Below are 25,799 nucleotides of genomic sequence, written 5' to 3' on the forward strand. Positions count from 1 at the left end.
GACGAGGCCGGGTATGGCGGGGTCTGGGTACAGGGACGGTCAGACGCCGGCGGTGCGCCGCGGCGGTTTCCGTCTGCCCATCTTCCGCAAGCGCGCCCGGCTGTATGTCGACGGGTTCAACCTGCATCACGCAATCCTCGATCTTGAGCGGCGGGAGCTGCTGTGGCTGGACCTGAACGCTCTGGGGCGGGCCTTGCTGCCGCCCGGAGAGCGGCTGGCGGGGGTCACCTGGGTCAGCGCGCACCGGCCGCAAAGGCGGGACCGGATGGAGGCGCTGCTGGCCTATGAGGAGGCGCTGAGGGCGCGGTCCGTGCGCTGCCTGATGGGGCATTTCGTCATCCACGGGGATCACTGCCAGGCCTGCGGGCACCAGTGGATGGACGCGACCGAGAAGGAGAGCGACGTCAATCTGGCTCTGGCGGTGGCCGCCGACGCGGCCGCGAACCGGTTCGATACGGCCTATATCCTGACCACCGACGGGGACCATGCGGCCACCGCGCGGTTCCTGCACGAGGGATATCCCGACAAGGCCGTGGTCAGCGTCGCGCCGCCGGGGCGGGGGCATAACCGGCAACTGCTGGAGTGGGCGCATCTGAGGACCGAGATCGAGATCGCGATGCTGGAGCGGTCGAGCCTGCCCGAGCGCATCCTGACGCGGTCTGGGTTCGTCGAGCGGCCGGTCAGCTGGCGTCCGGGAGAGGTCACGACGCTGCCGCCAACGCCCCCGCCGCCGACGCCCGAGATCAAGCGTGGGCATCTGCGGCTGGTGGTGTCGAACTGATCGCGCTGGTAGCGAGGGGCCATGACCGACCTGAACGCCTATATCGCCGGCCTGCCCAAGGCCGAACTTCACCTGCACATCGAAGGTTCGCTGGAGCCCGAGCTGATGTTCGAACTGGCCCGGAGGAACGGGGTCCGGATTCCGTTCGACAGCGTCGAGGCGGTGCGGGCGGCCTATGACTTCTCCAATCTGCAGGACTTCCTCGACATCTATTATGCGGGGGCCAACGTCCTGCTGACGCGCGAGGATTTCGAGGATTTGGCCTTCGCCTATTTCCAGCGGGCGGCGGCGGACAATGTCCGTCACGCGGAGGTCTTCTTCGATCCCCAGACCCATACCGACCGGGGCGTGGAGTTCGGCGTGGTGGTCGAGGGGCTGATCGCCGGGATGGACCGGGCCAAGGCGGAACTGGGCGTCAGCTCCGGTCTGATCCTGAGCTTCCTGCGGCATCTGTCGGAGGAGGAGGCCTTTGCGACGCTGGAGATGGCCAAACCCTATCTGCATCACTTCGTCGGGGTCGGGCTGGACTCGTCCGAGGTCGGGCATCCGCCGTCGAAGTTCGTGCGGGTCTTCGCGGCGGCTCGGGAGCTGGGGCTGAAGCTGTGCGCCCATGCAGGCGAAGAGGGACCACCCGCCTATGTGCACGAGGCGCTGGACCTGTTGCACATCGACCGGATGGACCACGGCAACCGCTCGATGGAGGACGAGAGCCTGATCCAGCGGCTGGCGGCCGAGCAGATGACGCTGACGGTTTGTCCGCTGTCGAACCTGAAGCTCTGTGTGGTCAGTGATCTGAAGGACCACCCGGTGCCGGAGATGCTGCGCCGGGGGCTGCACGTGACGCTGAACTCGGACGATCCGGCCTATTTCGGCGGATACGTGAACGCCAACTACTCAAGGCTGGCGGAGGCCGTGGGCCTCAGCAAGGCGCAGGTGACCCAGATGGCGAAGAACAGCTTCGAGGGGTCGTTCCTGCCGGACGCCGACAAGCTGAGGCTCATGGCCGAGGTCGACGCCTACGCCGCGGGCTGAGGTTTCGTCCGTTTCGTCATGTCGCACAGACGGTGACGAAACGTGACGAAACGGACGAAAACGCCGCTGTTCGCACTCTCCGCGAACCGTGAGCGCGATTGTACCGCAGCCGGATACCAAGGCTAACAAATCGGGTCTGGCGGGCTTCCGGGTCAGGCGTGGCGGTGTTTCGGCATGCGCACAAGATTTTATGTGCGACCCTGAAATTGTCATCCCCGATCTCCGCTGCGCTTCGTCGGGGATGACAGGGGGCGCGAGCGCTAGATCGGCAGGATGGCGGTGCCGAAGGCCCGTTTCAATTCGTGGGCGGCGAACGTCTGTGCGGCCGCGGCGTCGGGAACGACCAAGGCCATGCCGAAGAACTCATGCGTCGAGCCGTTGAAGGTCTTGGCCCGGGTGTCAACGCCGGCGGCCTCCAGCTTTTCGGCCAGCTGCTGGCCTTCGGTGCGCAGGGGGTCGATTTCGGCCGTGATGACCGTGGACGAGGGCAGGCCCGACAGGTTGGCCGCGCCGACGACGTTGACGCGCGGGTCGGCGGTCTCCGACTGATCGTTGAAGGTATGCTTCACGAACCATTCGATCATCGGCTTGTTCAGCGGCTTGGCCGTGGCGTTCTCGATATAGCTTTCCGTGTTCAGGTCGTTGCCGACGAGCGGGTAGACCAGCACCTGATGCTTGGGCGGGGTCAGGCCCTGGTCGCGGGCGGCGATCGAGACGTTGATGGCGAGGTTACCGCCGGCGCTTTCGCCCATGACGGCGATCTTCCGGGGGTCGCCGCCGATCGTCTGGGCGTTGGCGAGGGCCCATTTCCAGGCCGCGACAGCGTCGTCGTGGGCGGCAGGGAATTTGTTCTCGGGCGCTTGGCGGTAATGGACCGAAAGGACGACGACATCGGCGAACCGGGCGATGCCACGGGGGCCGCCGTCGTAGACGTCGAGGTCGGCGATGACGAAACCGCCGCCGTGGAAATAGACGACCAGCGGCTTCAGATCGTCGCTGTCGAGGTTGGGCGAATAGACGCGGGCCTGAAGCGGGCCGGCGGCGCCGTCGATGGTGATGTCGCGGGTCTGGATGCCCAAGGTGGGGTCCTGATCCTTGATCGTCTCCTGCAGGATCGCCTTGACCGCGTCGGTCGGGGTGGGCTGGAGGCGGGCTTCCTGCGGCGACAGGCTCTCGATCGGCTTGCCGCCGAGGCGGGCGAGATGGTCGAGGACATGCTGCATCGGAATGTCGGCCTTGGCCGGAGTGTGGCGCGGCTTGTCGTCGTCGCCGAAGATTTTATCGAGGATAGACATAGACTTCTCCGAAGAAGGATGGCGTTGGGGGTGCAGGGCTAAAGCCGGAAAGCCGGGCGACGTTCCGTACGCCGAAGCTTGACTCGCGGCCGGAGTCGGGGCCTTGGTCACCTCGCTCTCGCGGGAGAGATCGGGCGGCCTCAAAAACCGACCCGGAGCCGAAGGCGCAACCGCCCCGGAAACGCTCAGGCAAACGGACCGCGAGGACATTCGGACGCTGGAAAGTCGGTCTTCGGATCGCGCCGACGGAGCAAGACGCCTCACTTCTGGCGTTGGAATCTCTCAGGCTTCAGGACAGCGGGGGCGCGAGGACGGCGGAGCTTTCCGCCTCGATACGCGACCCTGAAAGTCTGGACCGCATGACCGACGAAACACTGAAGACCACCGTCCTGAACGCCGCGCACCGCGCGCTGGGAGCCCGCATGGTGGGCTTCGGCGGCTACGATATGCCGGTGCAGTACGAGGGCGTCCTGGCCGAACACCGCTGGACGCGCGAACATGCCGGCCTGTTCGACGTATCGCACATGGGCCAGTGCAAGATCACCGGCGCGGACGCCATCACCCAGTTCGAACGCTTCGTACCGGGCGACTATCAGGTGCTGAAGTCGGGTCGCCAGAAATACAGCCTGCTGCTGAACGCACAGGGCGGAATCATCGACGACCTGATGGCGGGCAAGCCCGACCACGATGGCCTGTTCGTCGTCGTCAACGCCGGCAACAAGGACGAGGATTTCGCCTTCTGGTCCGAGCACCTGTCGGGCGACGCGACGCTGACCGTGCTGGACGACCGCGCCCTGATCGCGATCCAGGGACCGGAAGCCGCCGAGGTCATGGCGAAGCATGAGCCGGTCCTGGCCGAGTTCGGCTTCATGGACTGCGCGCGGCTGATGCTGTTCGGGGTCGACTGCTACGTCTCGCGCTCGGGCTACACGGGCGAGGACGGCTACGAGATTTCCGTGCCGGCGGCGGACGCCGAACGTGTTTGGAATACGATCCTGGAAGACGCGCGGGTCAAGCCGATCGGTTTGGGCGCGCGGGACAGCCTGCGTCTTGAAGCGGGGCTGCCGCTGCACGGGCATGACATCGATCCGGGGACCTCGCCGGTCGAGGGGGCGCTGACCTTCGCCCTGTCGAAGTCGAGGAAGGAAGCCGCCGACTTCAACGGCGCCGACCGCATCCTGAAGGAACTGGCGGACGGGCCGAGCCGCGTTCGCGTCGGTCTGTCGGTCAAGGAAGGCGCACCGGCCCGTGAAGGCGCCGAGATCGCCGATCTGAACGGAAACGTCATCGGCAAGGTGACCTCGGGCGGGCCGTCGCCGACCCTGGGGCGCAACATCGCCATGGGATACGTGCCGCCGTCGCATGCCGCCCTGGGGACCGAGCTTAAGGTCGTCGTGCGCGGCAAGGCCGCCGCCGCCGAGGTCATCGACATGCCGTTCGTCGCCCAACGCTATTACCGCAAACCGAAAGCCTGAGGGATCACCATGCACTTCACCAAGGATCACGAGTGGGTTCGCCTCGACGGCGACGTCGCCACCGTTGGCATCTCCAAACACGCCGCCGACCAGCTGGGCGACGTGGTGTTCGTCGAAACCCCGGAAGCCGGCAAGACCGTCGGCAAGGGCGACAGCTTCGCCGTCGTCGAGAGCGTCAAGGCGGCGTCGGACGTCTATGCGCCCGTGTCGGGCGAGGTGATCGAGGGCAATGCGACGCTGGCGACCGCGCCGGAGACGGTCAACGCCGACGCCGAAGGCGAGGGCTGGTTTGCGAAGATCAAGGTGTCGGACGCCTCGGCAATCGACGGCCTGATGGATCGTGCGGCCTACGACGCCTTCCTCGCTTCGCTCTGATTTCCCTTTCACGCTCGGACTCCCCGCCATGCGTTACCTGCCCCTGACCCCCGACGACCGGACGGCGATGCTCGCCGCCATCGGCGTCAAATCGATCGACGATCTGTTCGTGGACGTGCCCCAGCCGGCGCGGCGGGACGGCTTCGTCGACCTGCCCCACGTCATGGGGGAGCTGGAGGTCGACCGTGCTCTGTCGGCGATGGCGTCGCGGAATGTCGCGGCGGGATCGAGGCCCTTCTTCTGCGGCGCGGGGGCCTATCGCCACCATGTGCCGGCGACGGTGGATCACGTGATCCAGCGCTCGGAGTTCCTGACCAGCTATACGCCCTACCAGCCCGAGATCGCGCAGGGGACGCTGCAGTATCTCTATGAGTTCCAGACCCAGGTCGCGAACCTGACGGGCATGGATGTTGCCAACGCCTCGCTCTACGACGGCTCGACCGCGATGGCCGAGGGCGTGCTGATGGCGACGCGGGTGACGCGCCGGAACAAGGCGGTCATCTCGGGCGGGGTGCATCCCCACTATGTCCGGGCGACCGAGACCGTCGTGCACGCCGTCGGCGTCGAGACCCAAGTCCTGGCCGCCGCCGTGGACGCGGAAGCCGACGTCATCGCCCAGATCGGACCCGACACGGCCTGCGTCGTCGTCCAGACCCCGAACGTCTTCGGCACGGCGACGGACGTGACGAAGATCGCCGAGGCCGCCCACGCCGCCGGCGCTCTGCTGATCGTCGTGGTCACCGAGGCCGTGTCGATGGGGCTGCTGAAGTCGCCGGGTGAGATGGGGGCAGATATCGTCGCCGCCGAGGGCCAGTCGATCGGCAACGCCCTGAACTACGGCGGGCCGTACGTCGGTCTGTTCGCCACGCGCGAGAAGCTGATCCGTCAGATGCCGGGCCGCCTGTGCGGCGAGACGGTCGATGCGGACGGCGAGCGGGGCTTCGTCCTGACCCTGTCGACGCGCGAGCAGCATATCCGCCGCGACAAGGCGACCTCGAACATCTGCACCAACTCGGGCCTCTGCAGCCTGGCCTTCACCATTCACATGAGCCTGCTGGGCGAGACGGGGCTGCGGAAGCTCGCCCTGCTTAACCACGAGAAGGCGCTGGCGACGCGCGATGCCCTGGCCGCCATTCCGGGGGTCGAGATCCTGACCGGTCGGTTCTTCAATGAGTTCGCCGTGAAGCTGCCGAAGAACGCCGCCGAGGTGGTGGACCAGCTGGCCGCGCATCATGTGCTGGCCGGGGTGCCCTACAGCCGCCTGGCGCCCGACGCCGGCATGGACGACGTCCTGCTGGTCTGCGCGACCGAGACGACGATGGATGTGGATATCCAGATCCTTGTGAAGTCGATGACCAAGATCCTGGCCGGAGCCTGACCATGAGCACGATGAACACCGTCGGCCGTCCGACCGCGCCCACCGCCGTTGACCACGACTACAAGCATCCGACCCTGACCGGGGCCCGCGGCTTGTTGCAGGACGAACTGCTCATCTTCGAGAGCGACGGCTGGGGCAAGACCGGCGTCGACCTGCCGGAGCCGAAGACGGACGGCAGCGATCTGGGTGATCTGGTCCGCCGCGATCCGATCGGCCTGCCGGGGCTGTCCGAGCCCGAGACCATGCGCCACTACGTTCGGCTGTCGCAGAAGAACCACGCGATCGACCTCGCGCTGTATCCGCTCGGCTCGTGCACGATGAAGCACAATCCGCGCCTGAACGAGAAGATGGCGCGCCTGCCGGGCTTCTCGGACATCCACCCGCTGCAGCCGATCTCGACGGTGCAGGGGGCGCTGGAGCTGATGGATCAGCTGTCGCACTGGCTGAAGACCCTGACCGGCATGCCGGCCGTCGCCCTGTCGCCCAAGGCGGGCGCGCATGGCGAGCTGTGCGGCCTGATGGCCATTCGCGCCGCGCACGAGGCCTCGGGCCAGCATGAGGCGCGCCGCAAGGTGCTGGTGCCGACCTCGGCCCACGGGACCAACCCGGCGACGGCGGCCTTCGTCGGCTATTCGGTGGTGGAAGTCGCCCAGACCGAAGACGGTCGCGTGGACGTGGCCGATCTGGCGTCGAAGCTGGGTCCGGACGTGGCCGCCATCATGGTGACCAACCCCAACACCTGCGGCCTGTTCGAGCGCGACATTCTGGAGATCAGCCGGCTGACGCACGAGGCGGGCGCCTATTTCTACTGCGACGGCGCCAACTTCAACGCCATCGTCGGCCGGGTGCGCCCGGGCGACCTGGGCGTCGACGCCATGCACATCAACCTGCACAAGACCTTCTCGACGCCCCACGGCGGCGGCGGGCCCGGTGCGGGTCCGGTGGTGCTGTCGGAGGCGCTCGCGCCCTTCGCCCCGGCCCCCTGGGTCGTGCACGGCGCCGACGGCTATGAGTTGATCGAGCGGGAGGAGGGCGACGCGGCCCAGGCTTTCGGCCGTCTCTGCGCCTTCCAGGGGCAGATGGGCATGTATGTCCGCGCCCTCAGCTACATGATGAGCCACGGCGCCGACGGCCTGCGTCAGGTCGCCGAGGATGCGGTGCTGAACGCCAACTACATCAAGGCCCGCCTGTCGGACGTCATGTCGGCGGCCTTCCCGGACGGTCCCTGCATGCACGAGGCCCTGTTCGACGACGAGTGGCTGAAGGGCACGGACATCACCACGCTCGACTTCGCCAAGGCGATGATCGACGAGGGCTTCCACCCGATGACCATGTATTTCCCCCTGGTCGTCCACGGGGCCATGCTGATCGAGCCGACCGAGACGGAATCCAAGGCCGAGCTGGACCGGTTCATCAACGCCCTGCGCCTGCTGGCCCAAGCCGCGAAGGCCGGCGAGGTCGAGCGGTTCAAGGGGGCGCCCTTCCACGCGCCGCTGCGTCGTCTGGACGAGACCCGCGCCGCGCGTTCGCCGAAGCTTCGCTGGGTCGCGCCGGAAGGTACGAACATCGCGGCGGAGTGATCTCGACGCGACAGGATGCGTGAAAGGCCATGCCGGTTCGCCGGCATGGCCTTTTCGTTGGCCGGTCAGTCGAGGGCGGGAGCGGCGTAGTTCTGGTTCTAGACCGTCTTGGGGGTCTGGCCGTAGGCGTTGGCGGTCGGCTCCCCGCTCAGGAAGCCGAGGGTGACTAGGAAATAGACGGCGCAGATCACAAGGATGACGGCGAAGGCGAACAGGAAGGCGCCGGCGAACGGGATGGGCGGCGGCTCGAGCCCGGATGCCAGGACCACCATCGGAATAAAACTCCAGCCGTAGCTGGTCAGTTGATAGGCGATCACGCCGACGCCGGACTGGCCGCGATCGTGGGAGCGACGCACGCCGACGGCGGTCTGGATCCAGAAGACCAGAGCGCCCACCGCCAGGTTCAGGACGACGATCGCCACAGGCATGGCCGAGCTGCTCGCGAGGTTAGACCAGTCGCCCCCCGACGCCGTCAGGCTGACAACGGTGATGAAGAGGCTGCCGAGGATGGCCACCCCGATGGTGGTCAGCCACCATTCTGAGCGACGGGCACGGCCTTCGAAGCTGAACAATCCGGTCAGGCTGATCACTTCAGGCTTCGCGCATCGGAGGCGCGAAGCCGTGCCGCGCCTCGTCGTCGGCGCGCGCCTGATGCCTGACGCCATAGGCGTTCTCGCCCTTGTCGCCGGGGAGAAGGATCAGCACGGCGAACAGGGCTTGGGCGCCGACGAACGGGACCAAGGCGATCAAAGCGTAGCGGCCTGGGCGTCCCAGGTCGCGAAGGCGTCGGGCGCTGAGGATCAGAAAGGCCCCGAAAAGGGCAAGCGTCACGGCCGCGAGGGCGGCGTAGCGCGCGCTCTGGTTTGTCGTCTCGTGGATCGCGGCGTCGATCGCCGCGCCGTAGACCTTATAGTCGCCGTGCCACAGCGAATCCAGGATCCGCCCGCTCTCGATGAAGTTCGGCAGGTCCAGAAGCAACGGCTGCGCCAGCAGCATGATCAGCCACAGGCCGATTACCGAGAGAAAATAGGGGAGTCGCGACATGCGTCCCCGAAACACTTCCGAACGAAACACGGGCGCCTCCCTTGATCTCCGAACTCTAGCAAAGGTTGTCGGAACGGCAACGCCTCTCGGGTCCTACCGCAACTGCGAAGCACGCGGTTGTGAATGTGGCTGAATAGCGTCCTGACGCGACAGGCGTAGAGTCCTCCCTGCGTTATCGGAACGGAAACAAGCGTTGGGAGGCGCTGTCGTTATGATGTCACGCGTACAAAAGGGCGTAATCGCTGGCCTGTTCGCCACGGTCGCCGTCTCAATACTCGAAGCTGTGAACCTGTTTGCTGGTCCGTGGGTGGAGCCGTTTCCGCTCTTTGTGGCCAGTCTGATCGGGATGCCCGGAAACCTGACCGTGGGGTGGATCGCCCACTTCGTCGCCGGGTCGGTGATCCTGGGCTCCCTGTTCGGGATCCTGTGTCCCCGGATGCCGGGCCAGACCGCCGAGACCAAGGGCATCATCTTCGCCGTCGGCGCCTGGGCGGTGCTGATGGTGATGGTCTTCCTGATCGGCGATCCGCGGATCTTCCGCGGCACCGGCGGGTTCGGCATGGTCGCCTGGATGCTGGTCAGCCACGCCGTGTTCGGCATCGTACTGGGCAATGTCTACGCCCGGCTGGTGGAGCGCGAGAAGCGGGCCGCCAAGATGATGGACGGGGTGGCCCCGGCCCACTGACGACCCCGCAAAAGAGAAGGGCGGCGCACCAGCCGGTGCGCCGCCCTTTTTCGTTGTCGCTGACGACGGGGCCTAGTTCAGGCGCGAGCCGATCTGGGCGATGGCGGCGTCGAGCAGGGGGTCGGTCTTCGCGCCGGCGATGCGGGCGGTCAGGATGGTCTCGGCGGCCTGGGCTGCGACCTCGGCGGCGGCGGCCTTCACTTCCGCCGTGGCCTGAACCTCGGCGGAGGCGATGCGGCGTTCGGCGAGGGCCTGACGACGGGCCAGGGTCTCTTCGAGGCGGACCTTGGCGTCGGCTTCCATGATGCGGGCGTCGGCTTCGGCGGCGGCCAGCATGTCGCGGGCCTGGGCTTCGGCGGCGGCCTTCTCTGCGCGGATCGTGGCCAGCAGGGCCTCGGCCTCGGCGCGCAGGCGCTGGGCCTCATCGAGCTCGGCCTGGATCTTGGCGCCCTTGGCGTCGAGCTGGCCGGCGACCAGTTTCGGCACGCCGACGAAGACGCAGATGCCGATGAAGATCAGCAGGCCGACGAGGACCCACATCTCAGCGCTCTGGAGGCCCCAGAAGCCCTCTTCCATGAACATGTTCATCAGGCGGCTCCCTTGACGGCGGCGGCGGCCTCGGCGGCCGTGGGGGCCTTGCCGGTCAGGCGCTCGACGATGGCCGAGGCGGTGTCGGCGGCGATGGTGGCGACATTGGCCATGGCGGCGTCGCGGGTCTTGCCGATGGCGGTCTCGGCCTCGGCGATGCGGGCGTTGACGATGGCTTCTTCCGCGGCGGCGCGACGGTTGGCTTCGTCGGTGACGCGGGCCCTGGCGGCGACGGAGGCGGCGCGGCTGTCGGCGCGGGCCTTCTCGACCTCGGCCTTGGCGGCTTCGGCTTGGCCGGCGGCCTCGGCCTGGACCTGACGGGCCGTGGCGATGGCGGTGGAGATGGTGCTTTCACGCTCGTCGAACACGCGGCGCATGCGCGGGGCGAAGACCTTGGCGATCAGCAGATAGAGGATGGCGAACAGGACGATCAGATAGACGATCTGTCCGAACCAGTGCTGGAACTCGAACTGGGGCAGGCCGCCGCCTTCGCCGTGAGCGGCTTCGGTCGAGGCATGCGTGTCCGCGACCGCGGCGTGATCAGCCGCGTTGGGCACGGGAGGTGCGAATTCGGTGTGTGCAGTCATGGTCCGTCTGTTCTGAAATCAATCGAAAAGGCGCGGCAGCCGGGATCACCGGCGCCGCGCCTGATCGGATGCGGCAATCAGGCCGAGTAGAGCAGGATGCCCAGAACGAAGGACAGGATGCCCAGGGCTTCGGCCAGGGCGGCGCCCACGAACAGGTTGCCGATTTGCGAGCCGGCGGCCGACGGGTTACGCAGTGCGCCCGTCAGGAACGAGCCGAAGATGTTGCCGACGCCGATGCCGGCGCCGATCATGCCGGTCATTGCGAGGCCGGCGCCGATGAGCTTGGCGGCTTCTGCTTCCATAATCTTAAGTCCTAGTCTGAGGTTGGTTGGGTTGGTGAGGAACTGAGGTGGGGCTTTAGTGCCCGTGGCCCAGGTTGACCACATCGTTGAGGTAGATGCAGGTCAGAACGGCGAAGACGAAGGCCTGGAGGAAGGCCACCAGGAACTCCAGCGCGGTCAGGCCGACGGTCATGCCCATCGACATCAGGGCGATCGGGATGCCGAGGCCGAGGCCGACGGAACCGCCGACACCGATGACCACGAAGCCGGCGAAGACCTTCAGGGCGACGTGGCCGCCCATCATGTTGCCGAACAGACGAAGGGTCAGAGTGACCGGGCGCAGCAGGAACGAGACGAACTCGATGATGATCACGAAGGGCAGGACCGGCCACGGCACGCCCGACGGCACGAACAGCTTGAAGAAGCCGAGGCCATGCTTGGCGAAACCGATGGCCAGCACCAGCAGGATGGTCAGCACACCGAAGGTGGCGGTGACGGCGATCTGCGAGGTGGCCGTGAAGGTCAGGAACAGGCCGATGAAGTTCATGGCCAGGATGAAGGTGAAAACGGTGAAGACGAACGGGAACAGCTTCCTGCCGTCGTGGCCGATGATCGAATCGACGATGCCGTCGATCATGCCGAACAGGGTCTCGCCGGCGGACTGCCAGCGACCCGGAACGACCTTGGCGCCGGCGGTCACGACCTGAAGGAACAGGACGACCAGGCCGAAAGCGATGGTCATGGCCAGGTGCGAGTTCGTGAACGCGATATGCTGTTCGCCGATGACGGGCAGGGTCACCATCCCGAAGTCGAGGCCTTCGAGCGGGACGATCTGGAACTGGTGAAGCGGATCAGCCATGGGCGCCTTTTACGTCTCTTCGTCATCATCGAAGGGAACCGACTTCGGCTCCACTCCGCTTGCTTTCGCCTGGGCCATCAGGCGTTGCGCCGTCGACCAGGCCATCCAGACCGAAACGGCGAAGCCCAGAAGGACGCCGCCGATCAAACCCCAGGGTCCGGTATCGAGGAACCGGTCCGCGATCGCACCCAGGGCCAGCCCTACGAACACGCCGCCGAACAGGTCGGCGATGATCCGCCATGCCTGACCGGCCGCCGCCTGACCCGCCGCTTCGTGAGAAACCTCGCGGGCGGTGCGCGCCTCCAGGGAGGATGCGCTTTCGGTGAGGCGTTTGATCGCCTCTTCGCGCGATTCCGGGGGCAGGGACATGGGCTTTGTTGTTTCTAACCCCGCCCGACCACGCATGAATTTGCGGGCCCCGACAGGGGTCTGAATTCGGCGCGGAACCTATAGGCGAGGGGGCGGAAGGTCAAGGCGCGGTGGAACGGCGCTAAGGCGTTGAATTGTCGCGGGTCTCGCAGGTTCCGCTGGACCCTCTCCCGGCGGGAGAGGGAAGTTTACGCCGCCATCCGCTCCCAGGCCTGACCGACGGGCAGGATCTCCAGCCCGGCCGTCTTCGCCAGCCGGATCACGCGGTCGAGGTCGTCGGGCGTGCAGCCGTAGGGCGTCGGGCCGTCCATGACGTCGTGGCCGTAGGCGACGAGCCAGCCCTTGCGGGCGGCGGTCTCGACCATCAGGGCCTCGAGATCGTAACCGGGGAGGCGGCGGCTCTCCAGGCCGATGGCCTGCAGGTTGGCGCGGTCGGCGCTGCCGGCGTTGACCCCGTCGCGGATGCCTCGGGCGAGGGCGAAGCGGTCGGCGACGACGGCCTTGGCGCCGACGGAGACGTCGCCGTAGGGCCAGGCGAAGGTGGTCATGATATGGCCGTCGAGGCGTTCGGCGACCCAGGCGGCGTTCCTGTCGAGGTCGGCAGCGTAGGCCTCGGGCGAGACCTTGAGCGCGCTGGTGTGGCCGAAGGTGTGGCAGCCGACCTCGTGACCGGCGGCGAACAGCTGTTGCAGGTGGGCGGTCGAGAACTGGGGCAGGCCGAGGTTCTCGCCGTCCGACAGGCCGCCGGCAACATAGTAGGTGGCGGCGACGCCGTGGTCCTTCAGGATCGGACCGGCCTCGGTCCAGGCGCTGACCGGGATGTCGTCGAACGACAGGCTGAAGATGCCACGTTCGGGGCGCACGGCTGCGGACCGGACGCCGAGGTAGCGGCCGCCCCGGCGGCGCATCTTGTCGAGGAATGCGGACATTGGGGGAGGATGCACGGACGAGCTTAAGGGCGGTTGAACGATCTCTCCCCGTCATCCTCGGGCTTGTCCCGAGGATCCATGTGTCTTCAGGCCCGATGGCGCAAAGGCGCGCTCAGGCCGGCGCGTACTGGCTAACATCGCGTTTGCTGAACGATGGACCCTCGGGACAAGCCCGAGGGTGACGGAGTGCGGTGGGGAGCTAGCGCGGCTTCGGCTTCAGCGCCCGCCCCGCCACCACGGCGGAGGCGCCGAACTTCTGGCGGAGGGCGTCGATGGTGGTTTCGGTCTTGAGGGTCCGGCGGTCGGGGGAGGCGAACAGCCCCTCGGGCAGGTCCTCGGCGTCCTGGATGTCGGCGAGACCGATGCCGATCAAACGATAGGGGCGGCCCAGTTCGGGGGCGAGAAGTTCGCGGCCGATGGCGAACAGGGCGCGGGCGGTCTGGACCGGGTCGGGCAGGGTCTTGCGCCGGGTGACGATCTTGAAGTCGGTACGGCGCAGCTTGAGGATGACGACGCGGCTGGAGACGCCGTCGCGACGGGCTTTGGAGGCGACCTTTTCGCACAGGGGCCAGAGCTCGGCCTCGAGGTCTTCGAGGGCCGTCAGGTCGGCGTTGAAGGTGTTCTCGGCGCTCATGCCGCGACGGTCGTGTTCGGGGCTGACCAGACGGGCGTCGCGGGCGTGGGCGAGGTCGTGGAGGCGAAGGCCGGTCTCGCCATAGCGTTTGACCAGGTCGCGGACGTCGGCGGCGGCGAGGTCGCCGACGGTGGCGAAGCCGTCGCTGACGAGCGTCTTGCCGAAGACGGGACCGACGCCCGGCAGGATGCGGACGGACTTGGGGGCCAGCAGGGCCTGGGCATTGGCCGTGCCGATGACGGAGAAGCCGCGCGGCTTGTCGAGCTCGGAAGCGATCTTGGCGAGGAAGCGGTTGGGGGCCAGGCCGATCGAGACGCTGAGGCCGGTCTCGTCCTCGATGCGTTTCTGGAGGCGAATGAGCTGGAGCGCGGGCGGGCCGCCGTTGAGGCGTTCGGTCCCGGACAGATCGATCCAGGCCTCGTCAAGGGACAGGGTCTGCACCAGGGGCGTCAGCTCTCCTACAAAGCGGAAAATGCGTTCCGATTCGGGGACGTATTTGGAGAAGTCCGGCTTGATGACGACCGCGTCGGGGCAGGCCTTGAGCGCCTTGAACATCGGCATGGCCGAATGGACGCCCGACTGGCGGGCGATGTAGCAGCAGGTGGAAACCACGCCCCGCACCCCGCCGCCGACGATGACGGGGCGGTCGCGCAGTTCGGGGCGGTCGCGCTTCTCCACCGAGGCGTAGAAGGCGTCGCAGTCGAGGTGTGCGATCGACAGCCGGTCGAGCTCGGGATCGCAGACGACGCGCGGCGAACCGCAGGACGGGCAGCGCCGGACGGCGTCCTCCCCGGTCCAGAGGCATTCACGACAGATCGCCTTCATGGCCAAGCTTGGTTTCCCGACTTCACCCCAACTTAAGACTGCGCAGGCACAATCCCAATCGAAGAAGCGGCATGTCTCTCGGCGCGACGTCCGCGCAAGTCGAGGCGGCCAGACCGGGTGAAGATGTCCAAGAAAGTCCTCATCGTCGAGGATAACGAGCTGAACATGAAGCTTTTTCATGATCTGCTCGACTCGCAGGGCTACCAGATCCTGCAGACCCGCGAGGGGCTGCAGGCGATGGCTCTGGCGCGCCAGCACATGCCCGACCTGATCCTGATGGACATCCAGCTGCCCGAGATCTCGGGGCTGGAGGTCACCAAGTGGCTGAAGGACGACGAGGAACTGGCCCACATTCCGATCATCGCGGTCACGGCCTTCGCCATGAAGGGCGACGAGGAGCGGATCCGGCAGGGCGGCTGCGAGGCCTATATCTCCAAGCCCATCTCGGTGATGCATTTCCTGGAGACGGTGAAGAAGCACCTGAACCAGCCAGTAACGGTAGGGTAGCTCTCCGATGACCGCGCGTATCCTGGTGGTCGACGACGTCGAGGCCAATGTCCGCCTGCTCGAGGCGAAGCTGACGCTGGAATACTATGATGTGCTGACGTGCCAGGACGGGGCGACGGCGATCCAGCTGGCGGCGGCGGAACAGCCCGACATCATCCTGCTGGACGTCATGATGCCCGGGATGGACGGGTTCGAGACCTGTCGCCGACTGAAGGCCGATCCGCTCAGCAGCCATATCCCCGTCGTGCTCGTGACGGCCCTGGACGGGCGCGAGGACCGCATCAAGGGGCTTGAAGCCGGGGCCGACGACTTCGTCACCAAGCCGCTGGACGACGTGGTCCTGTTCGCGCGGGTGCGATCGCTGACACGGCTGAAGCTGGTCATGGACGAGCTGCGCGAGCGCGAGGAGAGCGGACGCCGGCTGGGAGTCACGACCGACGGGGCCGGGCGGCTGCGCGGATCGGGCGGTCGGGTCCTGATCGTCGACGACAATGCGCGCCAGGCCCAGCGGATCGCCGAGGAGCTGACGCGCGAGCACCGGCCCTCGATCGAGATCGACGCGGGCGACGGCCTGATCGCGTCCAAGGGGGCGATCGACCTGATGATCGTCAATGTGGCGGCGGCCGAGTTCGACGGCCTGCGCCTGATCGCCCAGGTGCGGTCGGCCGAGCCGACGCGGCACCTGCCCATCCTGGCTGTGGTCGATCCGGCGGACCGGACGCGGCTGGTCAAGGCGCTGGAGCTGGGCGTCAACGACATCTTGATGAAGCCGGTGGATCCGGAGGAACTGGCGGCGCGGGCGCGAACACAGGTCCGGCGCAAGCGCTACACCGACTTCCTCAAGGAGAAGCTGGACTACAGCCTGGAGATGGCGGTCACCGACGCCCTGACGGGGCTGCATAACCGACGCTACATGGCGGGACAGTTGCAGGCCTTCGTGACGCGGGCGGCCCAGGGCGGCGAGCCGGTGTCGGTGCTGGTGCTGGACATCGACCACTTCAAGAAGGTCAACGACGGCTTCGGCCACGACGCGGGCGACGAGGTGCTGCGCGAGTTCGCGGTGCGCCTGGCCACCAACGTCCGCGCCGTCGACCTGCCGTGCCGGATGGGGGGCGAGGAGTTCGTCGTCGTCATGCCGGGCACCAGGATCGAGGATGCGCACCGGATCGCCGAGCGGATTCGCCGGGATGTGGGCTCGACGCCGTTCCGCGTGATGGGCGGGCAGGAGCACCTGACGGTGACCATCTCGATCGGCGTCGCGACGACGATCGGGGCGGGGGATACGCCGGACGCCCTGCTGAAGCGCGCCGACGAGGGGGTCTACGAGGCCAAGGCCACGGGACGCGACCGCGTCATCGCCCGGGCGGCGTAGGCCGGACAGCAAAACGCCCGGCCATCGCTGACCGGGCGTTTGAAAATCAGCGGGGCGTGAGCCTTACTTGATCTTGCCTTCCTTGAACTCGACATGCTTGCGCACGACCGGGTCGTACTTCTTGACGACCATCTTCTCGGTCATCGTACGGGCGTTCTTCTTGGTGACGTAGAAGAAGCCGGTGTCGGCCGTGGAGTTCAGGCGGATCTTGATGGAGGCGGGCTTTGCCATCGGAAATTACCTTTGCGACGGCGGTTGAGCCGTAAAATGAGAGGCGCGGAACATACTCAGGGAAGTCGCGAAGTCAACGGGCGTATTGGCGCATTGAGAATGTTGTCGCAGCGCGCGACGCTCGCGACATGAAAGTCGCCCTGATCGCCGCCTGCGCCGCCCTGCTGTCCGGATGCGCCGGAACCTATTTCGGCACGATCCCGCCGTCTCCGGCCGAGGGGAACTTCATGGCCAATCTGAACGCCCTGTGCGGCAAGAGTTTCGAAGGGCGGGTGGTGACGAACGACGCCGCCGACGCCCGGTTCGCCGGCCAGCGGCTGGTGATGCAGGTTCGCGACTGCTCGCCGACCGAGGTGCGAATCCCCTTCAGCGTCGGCGAGGACCGGTCGCGGACCTGGATCATCAGCCGGACGGACGACGGACTGCGGCTGAAGCACGATCATCGCCATCCCGACGGCACGCCCGACACCCTGCACATGTATGGCGGCGACAACGTCGGGCCGGGGTCGGCCGAGTGGCAGACCTTCCCGGTCGACGCCTTCTCCATCGCCCTGTTCAACGCCAATGACGCAGCGGTCTCGACGACCAATGTCTGGAACGTCGAGGTCCATCCGGGCCGGATGTTCGCCTATGAGCTGCGTCGCGCGAACCGGCACTTTCGGGTGGAGTTCGATCTGACAAAGCCGGTGGCGGAGTAGGCGAGACCGCCGGTCTTGACCTGAGGCCCCCTCAAGCGTAAACGCGCCGGACTTTCGAGACGGGTCCTTTTCGGGGCCCATCCTGATCGTCACAATTGAACGGACGGGCTGTGCCCGCCGGAACGCCCGAAGCGCGCGTTCCGGTTTTTTCGTTTGGTCGTGCCGCATCCGGTCTCGAACGACCCCGGGCGGTTCACAAGAGCCGTTCAAAAGAAGGAAACCGAGGCGCCCCGGCCGACAGGCACACGCCTCCATCAGAAGTCGAGACTGTCTCTACGATGCCTACGATCAACCAACTGATCCGCAAGCCCCGCAAGCCCAAGCCCGTGCGCAACAAGGTGCCGGCCCTGGAGGGTTCGCCCCAGCGTCGCGGCGTTTGCACCCGCGTCTATACGACGACCCCGAAGAAGCCGAACTCGGCTCTGCGTAAGGTCGCCAAGGTTCGTCTGGCCAAGTCCGGCTACGAAGCCGTGTGCTACATCCCCGGCGAGGGCCACAATCTTCAGGAGCACTCGGTGGTCCTGATCCGCGGCGGCCGCGTCAAGGACTTGCCCGGCGTTCGCTACCACATCCTGCGCGGCGTGCTCGATACGCAGGGCGTGAAGGACCGCAAGCAGCGCCGTTCGCACTACGGCACCAAGCGTCCGAAGTAAGCGACCCGCACTTTCCAGATTCAGCCGGTTTCATCCGGCTTGTTCCAGACACCGATTTAGAAGGCCCAGCCCATGTCACGTCGCCACCGCGCCCAGAAACGCGAAGTCCTGCCGGATCCCAAGTACAAGGATCTGACCGTCACCAAGTTCATGAACTACGTCATGTACGAGGGCAAAAAGGCCGTCGCCGAAAACATCGTCTACGGCGCCTTCGCGATCCTGGCCGACAAGAAGAAAGACTTCGAGCCGGTCCAGACCTTCCACACCGCCCTGGAAAACGTCCAGCCGTCGGTCGAAGTCCGCTCGCGTCGCGTCGGTGGCGCCACCTATCAGGTTCCGGTCGAGGTTCGCCCCGACCGTCGCCGCGCCCTGGCCATCCGCTGGCTGGTCAACGCCGCGCGCAAGCGTGGTGAGAACACCATGACCGAGAAGCTGGCCGCCGAGCTGCTGGACGCCTCGAACAACCGCGGCACCGCGGTCAAGAAGCGCGAAGACACCCACAAGATGGCCGAAGCCAACCGCGCCTTCAGCCACTACCGCTGGTAGGCGTCTTAAAACCGCCCACTAACGACCCTATCTAGAGACTATCCGGCGCGGGCGGTTTGAGATAAATCGCCCGCGCTCGCTTATCCGCCACATCGACGATCTCCCGAGGACGCGGACCGCGTCCTGAACTCACTTCAAGGCACGCTTTCATGGCCCGCACACACGCGCTCGAGGACTACCGCAACTTCGGAATCATGGCCCACATCGATGCGGGCAAGACGACGACGACCGAGCGGATCCTGTATTACACCGGCAAGAACCATAAGATCGGCGAAGTCCACGACGGCGCCGCGACCATGGACTGGATGGACCAGGAGCAGGAGCGCGGCATCACGATCACGTCGGCCGCGACGACCGCCTTCTGGCAGCGCAAGCGCCTGAACATCATCGACACCCCCGGACACGTGGACTTCACGATCGAGGTCGAGCGTTCGCTGCGCGTGCTCGACGGCGCCGTGACGGTGCTGGACGGCAACGCCGGCGTCGAGCCGCAGACCGAAACCGTCTGGCGCCAGGCCGACAAATATTCGGTGCCGCGGATCGTGTTCGTCAACAAGATGGACAAGATCGGCGCCGACTTCGACGCCTCGGTGCAGTCGATCCGCGACCGTCTGGGCGCCAAGGCCGTGCCGATCCAGTTCCCGATCGGTTCGGAATCCTCGCTGTCGGGTCTGGTCGACATCGTCGCCATGAACTCGGTGGTCTGGGACAACGACGCCCTGGGCGCCAACTTCACCGTCGGCCCCATCCCGGCCGATCTGGTCGACAAGGCCAATGAAGCCCGCCAGTACCTGATCGACAACGCCGTCGAACTCGACGACGAGGCGATGGAAGCCTATCTCGAAGGCACCGAGCCCTCGATCGAAGTGCTGAAGAAGTGCATCCGCAAAGCCGTGCTGACCGGCGCCTTCTATCCGATCCTGTGCGGCTCGGCGTTCAAGAACAAGGGCGTGCAGACGCTGCTCGACGCCGTCGTCGACTACCTGCCGTCGCCGATGGACATCCCGCCGACCCCGGGCATCGACTTCAAGACCGAAGAGCCCGTCGTGCGCCGCGCGTCGGACGACGAGCCCCTGTCGATCCTGGCGTTCAAGATCATGGACGACCCGTTCGTCGGCTCGCTGACCTTCTGCCGCCTGTATTCGGGCAAGATGGAAACCGGTCAGAACCTGCTGAACTCGTCGCGCGACAAGCGTGAACGCGTTGGCCGGATGCTGCAGATGCACTCGAACAACCGTGAAGACGTCAAGGAAGCCTATGCCGGCGACATCGTCGCCCTGGCCGGCCTCAAGGACACCCGCACCGGCGACACCCTGTGCGATCCGCTGAAGTCGCCCGTCATCCTCGAGAAGATGGAATTCCCGGCGCCGGTCATCGAGATCTCGGTGGAGCCTAAGACCAAGGCCGACCAGGAGAAGCTGGGCGTCGCCCTGGCCAAGCTGGCTTCGGAAGACCCGTCCTTCACCGTCTCGACCGACCACGAGTCGGGCCAGACCATCCTGAAGGGGATGGGCGAGCTTCACCTGGACATCAAGATCGACATCCTGAAGCGCACCTACAAGGTCGAGGCCACCATCGGCGCGCCGCAGGTCGCCTATCGTGAATCGCTCGGCCGCAAGGTCGACATCGACTACACCCACAAGAAGCAGACCGGCGGTACGGGTCAGTTCGCCCGCGTCATGCTGACCTTCGAGCCCGGCGAGCCGGGCTCGGGCTTCGTGTTCGAGAACTCGATCGTCGGCGGCGCGGTGCCCAAGGAATTCATCCCGGGCGTCGAAAAGGGTCTGAACTCCATCAAGGATTCGGGTCTGCTGGCCGGCTTCCCGCTGATCGACTTCAAGGCGACCCTGACGGACGGCAAGTACCACGACGTCGACTCCAGCGTGCTGGCGTTCGAAATCGCGGCCCGCGCCGCCTTCCGCGAACTGAAGGAAAAGGGCGCTCCGAAGCTGCTCGAGCCGATCATGGCGGTCGAGGTCGTGACCCCCGAGGACTACCTCGGTTCGGTCATCGGCGACCTCAACGGCCGTCGCGGCATGATCCAGGGTCAGGACATGCGCGGCAACGCCACCGTCGTGAACGCCTTCGTGCCGCTGGCCAACATGTTCGGCTATGTGAACACGCTGCGCGGCATGTCGCAGGGCCGCGCCGCCTTCACCATGCAGTACGACCACTACGAGCCGGTGCCGCAACACGTCGCCGACGAAGTCATCAAGAAGTACAGCGCCTAAACCCCAACCATCCCGACGGGCTCAGGCCCGTCGGACACCCCCTGAAAACCTAGGATATGCCCCCTCAATTCAGGGGACGGAGAGAAGAGAATGGCCAAGGAAAAGTTCGAACGTAACAAGCCGCATTGCAACATCGGCACCATCGGTCACGTCGACCACGGCAAGACCACGCTGACGGCTGCGATCACGATGACGCTGGCCAAGGCCGGCGGCGCCAAGGCCATGGCCTATGCCGACATCGACGCCGCGCCGGAAGAAAAGGCCCGCGGCATCACGATCAACACGGCTCACGTCGAGTATGAGACGGCCAACCGTCACTATGCCCACGTCGACTGCCCCGGCCACGCCGACTATGTGAAGAACATGATCACCGGCGCCGCCCAGATGGACGGCGCGATCCTGGTCGTGTCGGCCGCCGACGGCCCGATGCCCCAGACCCGCGAGCACATCCTGCTGGCCCGTCAGGTCGGCGTGCCCGCCCTGGTCGTGTTCATGAACAAGGTCGATCTGGTCGACGACAAGGAGCTGCTGGAGCTCGTCGAGATGGAAGTGCGCGAGCTGCTTTCGTCCTACCAGTTCCCGGGCGACGACATTCCGATCACCATGGGTTCGGCCAAGGCCGCGACCGACGGCGTGAACCCGGAAATCGGCGAACAGCAAGTGTTGGCTCTGATGGAAACCGTCGACGCCTACATCCCGCAGCCGGAACGTCCGGTCGACCTGCCCTTCCTGATGCCGGTCGAAGACGTCTTCTCGATCTCGGGCCGCGGCACCGTGGTGACCGGCCGTATCGAAAAGGGCATCGTCAAGGTCGGTGAGGAAGTCGAGATCGTCGGCATCCGTCCGGTCCAGAAGACGACCTGCACGGGCGTGGAAATGTTCCGCAAGCTGCTGGACCAAGGTCAAGCCGGTGACAACGTCGGCGTGCTGCTGCGCGGCACCAAGCGTGAAGACGTCGAGCGCGGTCAGGTCCTGTGCAAGCCGGGCTCCATCACCCCGCACACCAAGTTCGTCGCCGAAGCCTACATCCTGAACAAGGAAGAAGGCGGCCGTCACACGCCGTTCTTCACCAACTACCGCCCGCAGTTCTACTTCCGCACCACGGACGTGACCGGCATCGTTCAGCTGAAGGAAGGCGTCGAGATGATCATGCCCGGCGACAACGCCGAGCTGAACGTCGAGCTGATCACGCCGATCGCCATGGATCAGGGCCTGCGCTTCGCCATCCGTGAAGGCGGCCGCACCGTCGGCGCCGGCGTCGTCGCCAAGATCATCGAATAAGTAACCCGACGGTCCTGATGGACTGACTATCGAGACGGCCCCCGGAGCGATCCGGGGGCCGTTTTGCTTTGGGTCGGAACACCCTGTCCCACCCCGCGTTCGCCAGCGAGTGTTTCCAAAGGAGCCCTCGATGAAAGCCATCTGGACCCTGTCCGCCGTGACCGGCGCGACCATGCTGCTTGGCGCCTGCGCCACCACCGACGGATACGCCTCGCGCTGCGAGCGGGACTACGTGGAGAATCAGAGATATGCGACCGCCAGCGGGGCGGCGCTGGGCGCTCTGGCCGGTGCGGCGATCGCGGGCGAACGTGACCGGGAGCGGGGAGCCGCGATCGGGGCGCTGGCCGGCGGCCTGCTGGGCAACCAGTTGTCGGAGCGGGACGATCCCTGTGGCTACGGCTTCGGCGGCTATAATCGCGACGGCCGCTATGGCTATGATCGCGTGCCGAGGCGCGGAAGCTACGGCTACTATTGAGCCGCAAGGCTTATCCGCGGACCCCGGACGGGCGCTATTTCGTGGTGCGTGGACGCCTGTGGCGAACATCGAATCCGGCGCTGGGCGAGGCCGAGCGCGAACGGCATGTCCATGAACTGATGACGGCGCGGCGGGCGGTGCGGACGGCGCTGGCTGCTGATGACGCGACCGCGCTCAAGGCGGCGCGGGCGGGCGTGCAGGCGGCGAAGGTCGCTCTGGGCGAGCGCGGCCCGGTCTGGTGGGACGACGGCGCGCCTGACCTGAACCGGCATATGGCGAAGAACACACCCTATGCCGCGTGGCATGCCGGGCTGGACGCGGGATAAGAGGAGGGATGCCGTTTCGTCTGATGGTCCTGCTGGTCTTCCTCGCCCTCGGCGGCTGCGTGGCGACGCATCCGGGCGAGGTCGACCAAGTGCGGTTCGCGCCGGACCGGTCCTTCGTGCAGGCCCGGACCGAGGGCGGCGTCGTGCGCGGCGTCCAGGGGGCGGGCGTCCGGGCCTTTCTCGGCGTGCCCTATGCGAAGGCGCCGGTCGGGGATCTGCGCTGGCGCGGGCCGCGCCCGGTCGAGGCGTGGGGCGGCGTCAGGGACGCGACACGGCTGGGGTCTGATTGCATCCAGGCCTTTGGGCGCAAGGCCATTCTGGGCGGAGGCGGCGGGCTGGTGGTCGGGTCTGAGGACTGCCTGTTCGTCAATGTCTATGGGCCTGCGGGCGAGCCCGGGCGGGCGCGGCCGGTGATGGTCTATCTGCACGGCGGGGCTTTCACGATCGGGTCGGGCGCCAACTACGACCCGTCGCGGCTGGCGGCCGAGCAGGATCGGGTCGTGGTAACGGTGAATTTCCGGCTCGGGGCGCTGGGCTGGCTGGCGCACCCAGGGTTCGAGGCCGAGGGCGAGGGCGTCGGCGGCAACTGGGGGCTGATGGACCAGCAGGCGGCGCTGCGCTGGGTGCACCGGAATATCGGGGCCTTCGGGGGCGATCCGGGCGATGTGACCGTGTTTGCGGAGAGTTCGGGGGCGTGGAGCGCCTGTTACCTGATGGCGTCGCCGGGGTCGGAGGGGCTGTACCAGCGGGTCATCCTGCAGAGCGGACCGTGTCTGGAGCCCCAGTCGCTCAATGCGGCCAAGGATCAGGTCCCGGCCGGGCCGCCGTTCGCCGACGACCTGGGATGCACCGAGCAAGGGCAGGTGGCCTGCCTGAGGAACCTGCCCGCTTGGCGGATTGCGCGGGCCCCGTCGTTGCGGTCCGGGATCAACGGGCCCGGGTCGTGGGGGCCGGTGCATACGGATGCTACGGTGCCGATCAGCCCGCCCGAGGCCTTCGCCAGCGGCCGCTTTACGCAGGTCCCGGTCATCGTGGGGACCAACACGGACGAGGGGCGGTTGTTCGCCGTCGAGGTCAAGGACATGGATCGCTACGGGCGTGAGACCGTCTGGCTGTACGGTGATGACGGGGAACGGGCGCTGGAGCGGTATCCGGTCGGGGCCGAGGGGCCGGCGGTGGCGATCGCTCAGAGCTTCACCGACAGCCGGTTCGCATGTCCGGCGGACGCGCTCCGGCGACTGCTGGCGCGGCATGTGCCGGTCTACGGATACGAGTTCGCGGACGGGGAGGCGCCGTTCCTGCTGCCGGACTGGATCACGGGGCTGGACATGGGGGCCTATCACGCGAGCGAGCTAGCCTATGTGTTCGGGACGACCTGGCTGTTCGCGGACGCCGGTCGGTGGACGCCCGAGCAGAGAGCGCTGTCGGACCGGATGATGCGGCTCTGGGCCGGGTTCGGGCATGACGCAGACTTCGAGGCCGACTGGCCGCGCGTCAGCGAAGGCGGCGGGCCGGTCGTGGTGTTCGATCCGGCGGGGGACCGGATCGATGAGACCTTCCACGACCGGCATCTGTGCGGGTTCTGGGGCGGCACGACGTTGGGGGCCGTAGAGCCTAGCTAAATATGACTTCAACGCCCGGCTTGACCGAGGCGGCGAGTTGTTCGGCGCTCCAGTTCGTCAGGCGGACGCAGCCATTCGAGGCGGTCTTGGCGATCTTCGACGGATCGGGCGTGCCGTGGATGCCGTAGGTGTCGCGCGACAGGTCGATCCAGACCGCACCCACGGGATTGTTCGGCCCGGCCGCGACAACGAACTTGCGATCCGCAGTGCCGTAGGTCAGCCGGTCCGGATCGTAGGTGTAGTTCGGCTCGGGCGCGACGCCGACGACGGTCAACCGTCCGGTTGGAGCGGGACGGCTGCTGGACCCGATCGTCGCCGGGTAGAAGGCCAGCAGAGTCCCGTCCGCTCCGAACGCCCTGACAGCGCTGTCGGCCTTGCTGACGAGAATGCGGGTCACGGCCGCCGGCAGGGGCTGGGCGGAGATCGCGGGGACGACGATCGTCTGGCCCGCGCGGGCGAAGTCGGCGCCGGGGTTGAGCGCCGTAAGCAGGGCTTCGGTCACGTGAAACTTCTCGGCCAGACCTTCGAGCGGGCTGGCGTAGTTCAGGGCGGTGAGTTCGGCCTGGGCCTCGAGGCCTTCGGGCACGGGGGCGAAGGGGCCGGCCACGTCGGCGGCTGTGATCGTATATTGGGTCGTCACGGGCGCGGCGGCGTGGGTCAGCTTCGCGAAGACCTCGGCGTTCAGGTCTCCGTCGGACTGCAAACCGTTGGCTTTGGCGAAGGCGGCGACGGCCTGACGGGTATTTTCGCCGCCGAGGCCGTCGATTGCGCCGGGCGAGAACCGGGCGCGGTCGAGCAGGATCTGGGCGCGGATAATCTCCGGCCGGGGCGGGGTGGTCGCAGCAGGGGTGGCGGGGTCGGCGCCCGGCGCGGTCGGCTGGGCCGCGGTCGAAGGACTCGCCGATGCGGCCGGCGTCGGCTGCCAGACGGCGGCTTCGATGGATCGGGCCGAAAGTGCGCCGGTCGCGCCGGCAGGCGTCGGCTGTTCGGTCGGGGCGTTGGGCGCTACGGCCTGCGTCTTCGGATCGGGCGCGCCGCACGCGGCCAGCGACACGGTGGCGAGAAGGGCGGCGACAAGCGACGGACGGATCATGAACTCAACTCTCGGGCGACTGGAGTTAGCCAACCCGCACGTCCGTT

At 66.8% G+C, this 25,799-nt stretch carries 29 protein-coding genes and 2 riboswitches; of the genes, 17 read left to right on the plus strand and 12 right to left on the minus strand.

Going from position 1 to position 25,799, the window contains the following annotated elements; all coding sequences use genetic code 11:
* The first annotated feature begins 13 nt into the window (after positions 1-13).
* On the plus strand, positions 14-781 hold the full coding sequence (locus tag ACQY68_RS06200; protein WP_428152180.1) for an NYN domain-containing protein: 768 nt from the start codon (positions 14-16) through the stop codon (positions 779-781).
* A gap of 21 nt (positions 782-802) precedes the next feature.
* Positions 803-1,813, plus strand: a complete 1,011-nt coding sequence (locus ACQY68_RS06205; protein ID WP_428152181.1) for an adenosine deaminase — start codon at positions 803-805, stop codon at positions 1,811-1,813.
* A 260-nt stretch (positions 1,814-2,073) separates the two neighbouring features.
* Here the strand turns inward: ACQY68_RS06205 and ACQY68_RS06210 are convergent, their stop codons facing one another.
* Complete coding sequence (locus ACQY68_RS06210) at positions 2,074-3,108, minus strand: alpha/beta hydrolase (protein WP_428152182.1); 1,035 nt, start codon at positions 3,106-3,108, stop codon at positions 2,074-2,076.
* 111 nt (positions 3,109-3,219) lie between these two features.
* Positions 3,220-3,319, plus strand: a riboswitch (glycine riboswitch).
* 4 nt (positions 3,320-3,323) lie between these two features.
* Positions 3,324-3,408, plus strand: a riboswitch (glycine riboswitch).
* 59 nt (positions 3,409-3,467) lie between these two features.
* Between ACQY68_RS06210 and gcvT the strand changes: the two genes are divergently transcribed.
* Genes gcvT through gcvPB form a run of 4 tightly spaced genes read left to right on the plus strand, consistent with a single transcriptional unit; the run spans position 3,468 to position 7,916 of the window.
* On the plus strand, positions 3,468-4,583 hold the full coding sequence (gene gcvT / locus ACQY68_RS06215; RefSeq protein WP_428152183.1) for a glycine cleavage system aminomethyltransferase GcvT: 1,116 nt from the start codon (positions 3,468-3,470) through the stop codon (positions 4,581-4,583).
* 9 nt (positions 4,584-4,592) lie between these two features.
* The gene (gene gcvH / locus ACQY68_RS06220; RefSeq protein ID WP_428152184.1) at positions 4,593-4,958 is read left to right on the plus strand and encodes a glycine cleavage system protein GcvH; all 366 of its coding nucleotides are present in this window, start codon (positions 4,593-4,595) and stop codon (positions 4,956-4,958) included.
* Positions 4,959-4,986: 28 nt separating this feature from the next.
* Positions 4,987-6,336 carry an aminomethyl-transferring glycine dehydrogenase subunit GcvPA gene (gene gcvPA, locus ACQY68_RS06225; RefSeq protein ID WP_428152185.1) on the plus strand — a complete coding sequence of 450 codons (1,350 nt, stop codon included), beginning with the start codon at positions 4,987-4,989 and terminating at the stop codon, positions 6,334-6,336.
* A gap of 2 nt (positions 6,337-6,338) precedes the next feature.
* Complete coding sequence (gene gcvPB, locus ACQY68_RS06230) at positions 6,339-7,916, plus strand: aminomethyl-transferring glycine dehydrogenase subunit GcvPB (protein ID WP_428152186.1); 1,578 nt, start codon at positions 6,339-6,341, stop codon at positions 7,914-7,916.
* A gap of 98 nt (positions 7,917-8,014) precedes the next feature.
* On the opposite strand, the gene ACQY68_RS06235 is transcribed toward gcvPB, so the two are convergent.
* On the minus strand, positions 8,015-8,506 hold the full coding sequence (locus ACQY68_RS06235) for a DUF805 domain-containing protein (RefSeq protein ID WP_428152187.1): 492 nt from the start codon (positions 8,504-8,506) through the stop codon (positions 8,015-8,017).
* A gap of 1 nt (position 8,507) precedes the next feature.
* Positions 8,508-8,960, minus strand: coding sequence for a DUF805 domain-containing protein (locus ACQY68_RS06240; protein ID WP_428152188.1), 453 nt, complete (start codon positions 8,958-8,960; stop codon positions 8,508-8,510).
* Positions 8,961-9,174: 214 nt separating this feature from the next.
* Between ACQY68_RS06240 and ACQY68_RS06245 the strand changes: the two genes are divergently transcribed.
* Positions 9,175-9,645, plus strand: a complete 471-nt coding sequence (locus ACQY68_RS06245) for a DUF6789 family protein (RefSeq protein ID WP_428152189.1) — start codon at positions 9,175-9,177, stop codon at positions 9,643-9,645.
* A 72-nt stretch (positions 9,646-9,717) separates the two neighbouring features.
* Here ACQY68_RS06245 and ACQY68_RS06250 read toward each other — a convergent pair whose 3' ends face one another.
* The 7 genes from ACQY68_RS06250 to ACQY68_RS06280 form a co-directional block, all read right to left on the minus strand.
* Entirely contained in the window at positions 9,718-10,233 is a 516-nt protein-coding gene (locus ACQY68_RS06250) for a F0F1 ATP synthase subunit B (protein WP_428152190.1), read from the minus strand.
* Complete coding sequence (locus ACQY68_RS06255; RefSeq protein ID WP_428152191.1) at positions 10,233-10,820, minus strand: hypothetical protein; 588 nt, start codon at positions 10,818-10,820, stop codon at positions 10,233-10,235. The genes ACQY68_RS06250 and ACQY68_RS06255 overlap by 1 nt, the downstream gene beginning before the upstream one ends.
* 77 nt (positions 10,821-10,897) lie before the next feature.
* Positions 10,898-11,122, minus strand: coding sequence for a F0F1 ATP synthase subunit C (locus ACQY68_RS06260; RefSeq protein WP_168045007.1), 225 nt, complete (start codon positions 11,120-11,122; stop codon positions 10,898-10,900).
* Positions 11,123-11,177: 55 nt separating this feature from the next.
* A complete protein-coding gene (locus ACQY68_RS06265; protein ID WP_428152192.1) occupies positions 11,178-11,960 on the minus strand; it encodes a F0F1 ATP synthase subunit A in 783 nt (260 codons plus the stop codon).
* Between the two features lie 9 nt (positions 11,961-11,969).
* Complete coding sequence (locus ACQY68_RS06270; RefSeq protein ID WP_428152193.1) at positions 11,970-12,329, minus strand: AtpZ/AtpI family protein; 360 nt, start codon at positions 12,327-12,329, stop codon at positions 11,970-11,972.
* A gap of 188 nt (positions 12,330-12,517) precedes the next feature.
* Positions 12,518-13,258: a polysaccharide deacetylase family protein gene (locus ACQY68_RS06275; RefSeq protein WP_428152194.1), complete on the minus strand. Its 741-nt coding sequence runs from the start codon at positions 13,256-13,258 to the stop codon at positions 12,518-12,520.
* Positions 13,259-13,457: 199 nt separating this feature from the next.
* Positions 13,458-14,717: a DNA polymerase IV gene (locus ACQY68_RS06280; RefSeq protein ID WP_428152195.1), complete on the minus strand. Its 1,260-nt coding sequence runs from the start codon at positions 14,715-14,717 to the stop codon at positions 13,458-13,460.
* Positions 14,718-14,840: 123 nt separating this feature from the next.
* On the opposite strand from ACQY68_RS06280, the gene ACQY68_RS06285 reads away from it, so the two are divergent.
* Positions 14,841-15,224 (plus strand): response regulator, encoded by a 384-nt coding sequence (locus ACQY68_RS06285; protein WP_298158273.1) that lies wholly within the window; start codon positions 14,841-14,843, stop codon positions 15,222-15,224.
* A 7-nt stretch (positions 15,225-15,231) separates the two neighbouring features.
* The gene (locus ACQY68_RS06290; RefSeq protein ID WP_428152196.1) at positions 15,232-16,596 is read left to right on the plus strand and encodes a PleD family two-component system response regulator; all 1,365 of its coding nucleotides are present in this window, start codon (positions 15,232-15,234) and stop codon (positions 16,594-16,596) included.
* A 63-nt stretch (positions 16,597-16,659) separates the two neighbouring features.
* On the opposite strand, the gene rpmG is transcribed toward ACQY68_RS06290, so the two are convergent.
* Entirely contained in the window at positions 16,660-16,827 is a 168-nt protein-coding gene (rpmG, locus tag ACQY68_RS06295; RefSeq protein WP_003164451.1) for a 50S ribosomal protein L33, read from the minus strand.
* A gap of 128 nt (positions 16,828-16,955) precedes the next feature.
* On the opposite strand from rpmG, the gene ACQY68_RS06300 reads away from it, so the two are divergent.
* The 8 genes from ACQY68_RS06300 (at position 16,956) to ACQY68_RS06335 (ending at position 24,659) form a co-directional block, all read left to right on the plus strand.
* Positions 16,956-17,525 (plus strand): hypothetical protein, encoded by a 570-nt coding sequence (locus ACQY68_RS06300; RefSeq protein ID WP_428152197.1) that lies wholly within the window; start codon positions 16,956-16,958, stop codon positions 17,523-17,525.
* A 278-nt stretch (positions 17,526-17,803) separates the two neighbouring features.
* Positions 17,804-18,178 carry a 30S ribosomal protein S12 gene (gene rpsL / locus ACQY68_RS06305; protein WP_013269204.1) on the plus strand — a complete coding sequence of 125 codons (375 nt, stop codon included), beginning with the start codon at positions 17,804-17,806 and terminating at the stop codon, positions 18,176-18,178.
* A gap of 72 nt (positions 18,179-18,250) precedes the next feature.
* On the plus strand, positions 18,251-18,724 hold the full coding sequence (gene rpsG, locus ACQY68_RS06310) for a 30S ribosomal protein S7 (protein WP_428152198.1): 474 nt from the start codon (positions 18,251-18,253) through the stop codon (positions 18,722-18,724).
* Between the two features lie 149 nt (positions 18,725-18,873).
* Positions 18,874-20,955, plus strand: coding sequence for an elongation factor G (gene fusA / locus ACQY68_RS06315; protein ID WP_428152199.1), 2,082 nt, complete (start codon positions 18,874-18,876; stop codon positions 20,953-20,955).
* A gap of 90 nt (positions 20,956-21,045) precedes the next feature.
* Positions 21,046-22,236, plus strand: coding sequence for an elongation factor Tu (gene tuf, locus ACQY68_RS06320; protein ID WP_428152200.1), 1,191 nt, complete (start codon positions 21,046-21,048; stop codon positions 22,234-22,236).
* A 130-nt stretch (positions 22,237-22,366) separates the two neighbouring features.
* Positions 22,367-22,711, plus strand: coding sequence for a glycine zipper 2TM domain-containing protein (locus ACQY68_RS06325; RefSeq protein ID WP_428152201.1), 345 nt, complete (start codon positions 22,367-22,369; stop codon positions 22,709-22,711).
* On the plus strand, positions 22,708-23,037 hold the full coding sequence (locus ACQY68_RS06330; protein WP_428152202.1) for a hypothetical protein: 330 nt from the start codon (positions 22,708-22,710) through the stop codon (positions 23,035-23,037). The genes ACQY68_RS06325 and ACQY68_RS06330 overlap by 4 nt, the downstream gene beginning before the upstream one ends.
* An 8-nt stretch (positions 23,038-23,045) precedes the next feature.
* Positions 23,046-24,659 (plus strand): carboxylesterase/lipase family protein, encoded by a 1,614-nt coding sequence (locus tag ACQY68_RS06335; RefSeq protein WP_428152203.1) that lies wholly within the window; start codon positions 23,046-23,048, stop codon positions 24,657-24,659.
* Here ACQY68_RS06335 and ACQY68_RS06340 read toward each other — a convergent pair.
* Positions 24,652-25,752, minus strand: a complete 1,101-nt coding sequence (locus tag ACQY68_RS06340; RefSeq protein WP_428152204.1) for a L,D-transpeptidase family protein — start codon at positions 25,750-25,752, stop codon at positions 24,652-24,654. The genes ACQY68_RS06335 and ACQY68_RS06340 overlap by 8 nt on opposite strands.
* Positions 25,753-25,799 lie beyond the last annotated feature (47 nt).

Origin of the sequence: Brevundimonas sp. (assembly GCF_965278935.1) — a bacterium.
In the GTDB taxonomy this organism is placed as follows: Bacteria; Pseudomonadota; Alphaproteobacteria; order Caulobacterales; family Caulobacteraceae; genus Brevundimonas.

Coding starts and splice junctions, on each gene's coding strand:
- ACQY68_RS06255 (WP_428152191.1), bottom strand. CDS start 10,820: ATGACTGCACACACCGAATTCGCACCTCCCGTGCCCAACGCGGCTGAT.
- ACQY68_RS06200 (WP_428152180.1), top strand. CDS start 14: ATGGCGGGGTCTGGGTACAGGGACGGTCAGACGCCGGCGGTGCGCCGC.
- ACQY68_RS06210 (WP_428152182.1), bottom strand. CDS start 3,108: ATGTCTATCCTCGATAAAATCTTCGGCGACGACGACAAGCCGCGCCAC.
- rpsG (WP_428152198.1), top strand. CDS start 18,251: ATGTCACGTCGCCACCGCGCCCAGAAACGCGAAGTCCTGCCGGATCCC.
- rpmG (WP_003164451.1), bottom strand. CDS start 16,827: ATGGCAAAGCCCGCCTCCATCAAGATCCGCCTGAACTCCACGGCCGAC.
- ACQY68_RS06280 (WP_428152195.1), bottom strand. CDS start 14,717: ATGAAGGCGATCTGTCGTGAATGCCTCTGGACCGGGGAGGACGCCGTC.
- ACQY68_RS06270 (WP_428152193.1), bottom strand. CDS start 12,329: ATGTCCCTGCCCCCGGAATCGCGCGAAGAGGCGATCAAACGCCTCACC.
- gcvT (WP_428152183.1), top strand. CDS start 3,468: ATGACCGACGAAACACTGAAGACCACCGTCCTGAACGCCGCGCACCGC.
- rpsL (WP_013269204.1), top strand. CDS start 17,804: ATGCCTACGATCAACCAACTGATCCGCAAGCCCCGCAAGCCCAAGCCC.
- fusA (WP_428152199.1), top strand. CDS start 18,874: ATGGCCCGCACACACGCGCTCGAGGACTACCGCAACTTCGGAATCATG.
- ACQY68_RS06290 (WP_428152196.1), top strand. CDS start 15,232: ATGACCGCGCGTATCCTGGTGGTCGACGACGTCGAGGCCAATGTCCGC.
- ACQY68_RS06265 (WP_428152192.1), bottom strand. CDS start 11,960: ATGGCTGATCCGCTTCACCAGTTCCAGATCGTCCCGCTCGAAGGCCTC.
- ACQY68_RS06300 (WP_428152197.1), top strand. CDS start 16,956: ATGAAAGTCGCCCTGATCGCCGCCTGCGCCGCCCTGCTGTCCGGATGC.
- ACQY68_RS06285 (WP_298158273.1), top strand. CDS start 14,841: ATGTCCAAGAAAGTCCTCATCGTCGAGGATAACGAGCTGAACATGAAG.
- gcvPB (WP_428152186.1), top strand. CDS start 6,339: ATGAGCACGATGAACACCGTCGGCCGTCCGACCGCGCCCACCGCCGTT.
- ACQY68_RS06240 (WP_428152188.1), bottom strand. CDS start 8,960: ATGTCGCGACTCCCCTATTTTCTCTCGGTAATCGGCCTGTGGCTGATC.
- ACQY68_RS06340 (WP_428152204.1), bottom strand. CDS start 25,752: ATGATCCGTCCGTCGCTTGTCGCCGCCCTTCTCGCCACCGTGTCGCTG.
- ACQY68_RS06250 (WP_428152190.1), bottom strand. CDS start 10,233: ATGAACATGTTCATGGAAGAGGGCTTCTGGGGCCTCCAGAGCGCTGAG.
- ACQY68_RS06245 (WP_428152189.1), top strand. CDS start 9,175: ATGTCACGCGTACAAAAGGGCGTAATCGCTGGCCTGTTCGCCACGGTC.
- ACQY68_RS06260 (WP_168045007.1), bottom strand. CDS start 11,122: ATGGAAGCAGAAGCCGCCAAGCTCATCGGCGCCGGCCTCGCAATGACC.
- ACQY68_RS06275 (WP_428152194.1), bottom strand. CDS start 13,258: ATGTCCGCATTCCTCGACAAGATGCGCCGCCGGGGCGGCCGCTACCTC.
- ACQY68_RS06335 (WP_428152203.1), top strand. CDS start 23,046: ATGCCGTTTCGTCTGATGGTCCTGCTGGTCTTCCTCGCCCTCGGCGGC.
- ACQY68_RS06325 (WP_428152201.1), top strand. CDS start 22,367: ATGAAAGCCATCTGGACCCTGTCCGCCGTGACCGGCGCGACCATGCTG.
- gcvPA (WP_428152185.1), top strand. CDS start 4,987: ATGCGTTACCTGCCCCTGACCCCCGACGACCGGACGGCGATGCTCGCC.
- ACQY68_RS06205 (WP_428152181.1), top strand. CDS start 803: ATGACCGACCTGAACGCCTATATCGCCGGCCTGCCCAAGGCCGAACTT.
- tuf (WP_428152200.1), top strand. CDS start 21,046: ATGGCCAAGGAAAAGTTCGAACGTAACAAGCCGCATTGCAACATCGGC.
- gcvH (WP_428152184.1), top strand. CDS start 4,593: ATGCACTTCACCAAGGATCACGAGTGGGTTCGCCTCGACGGCGACGTC.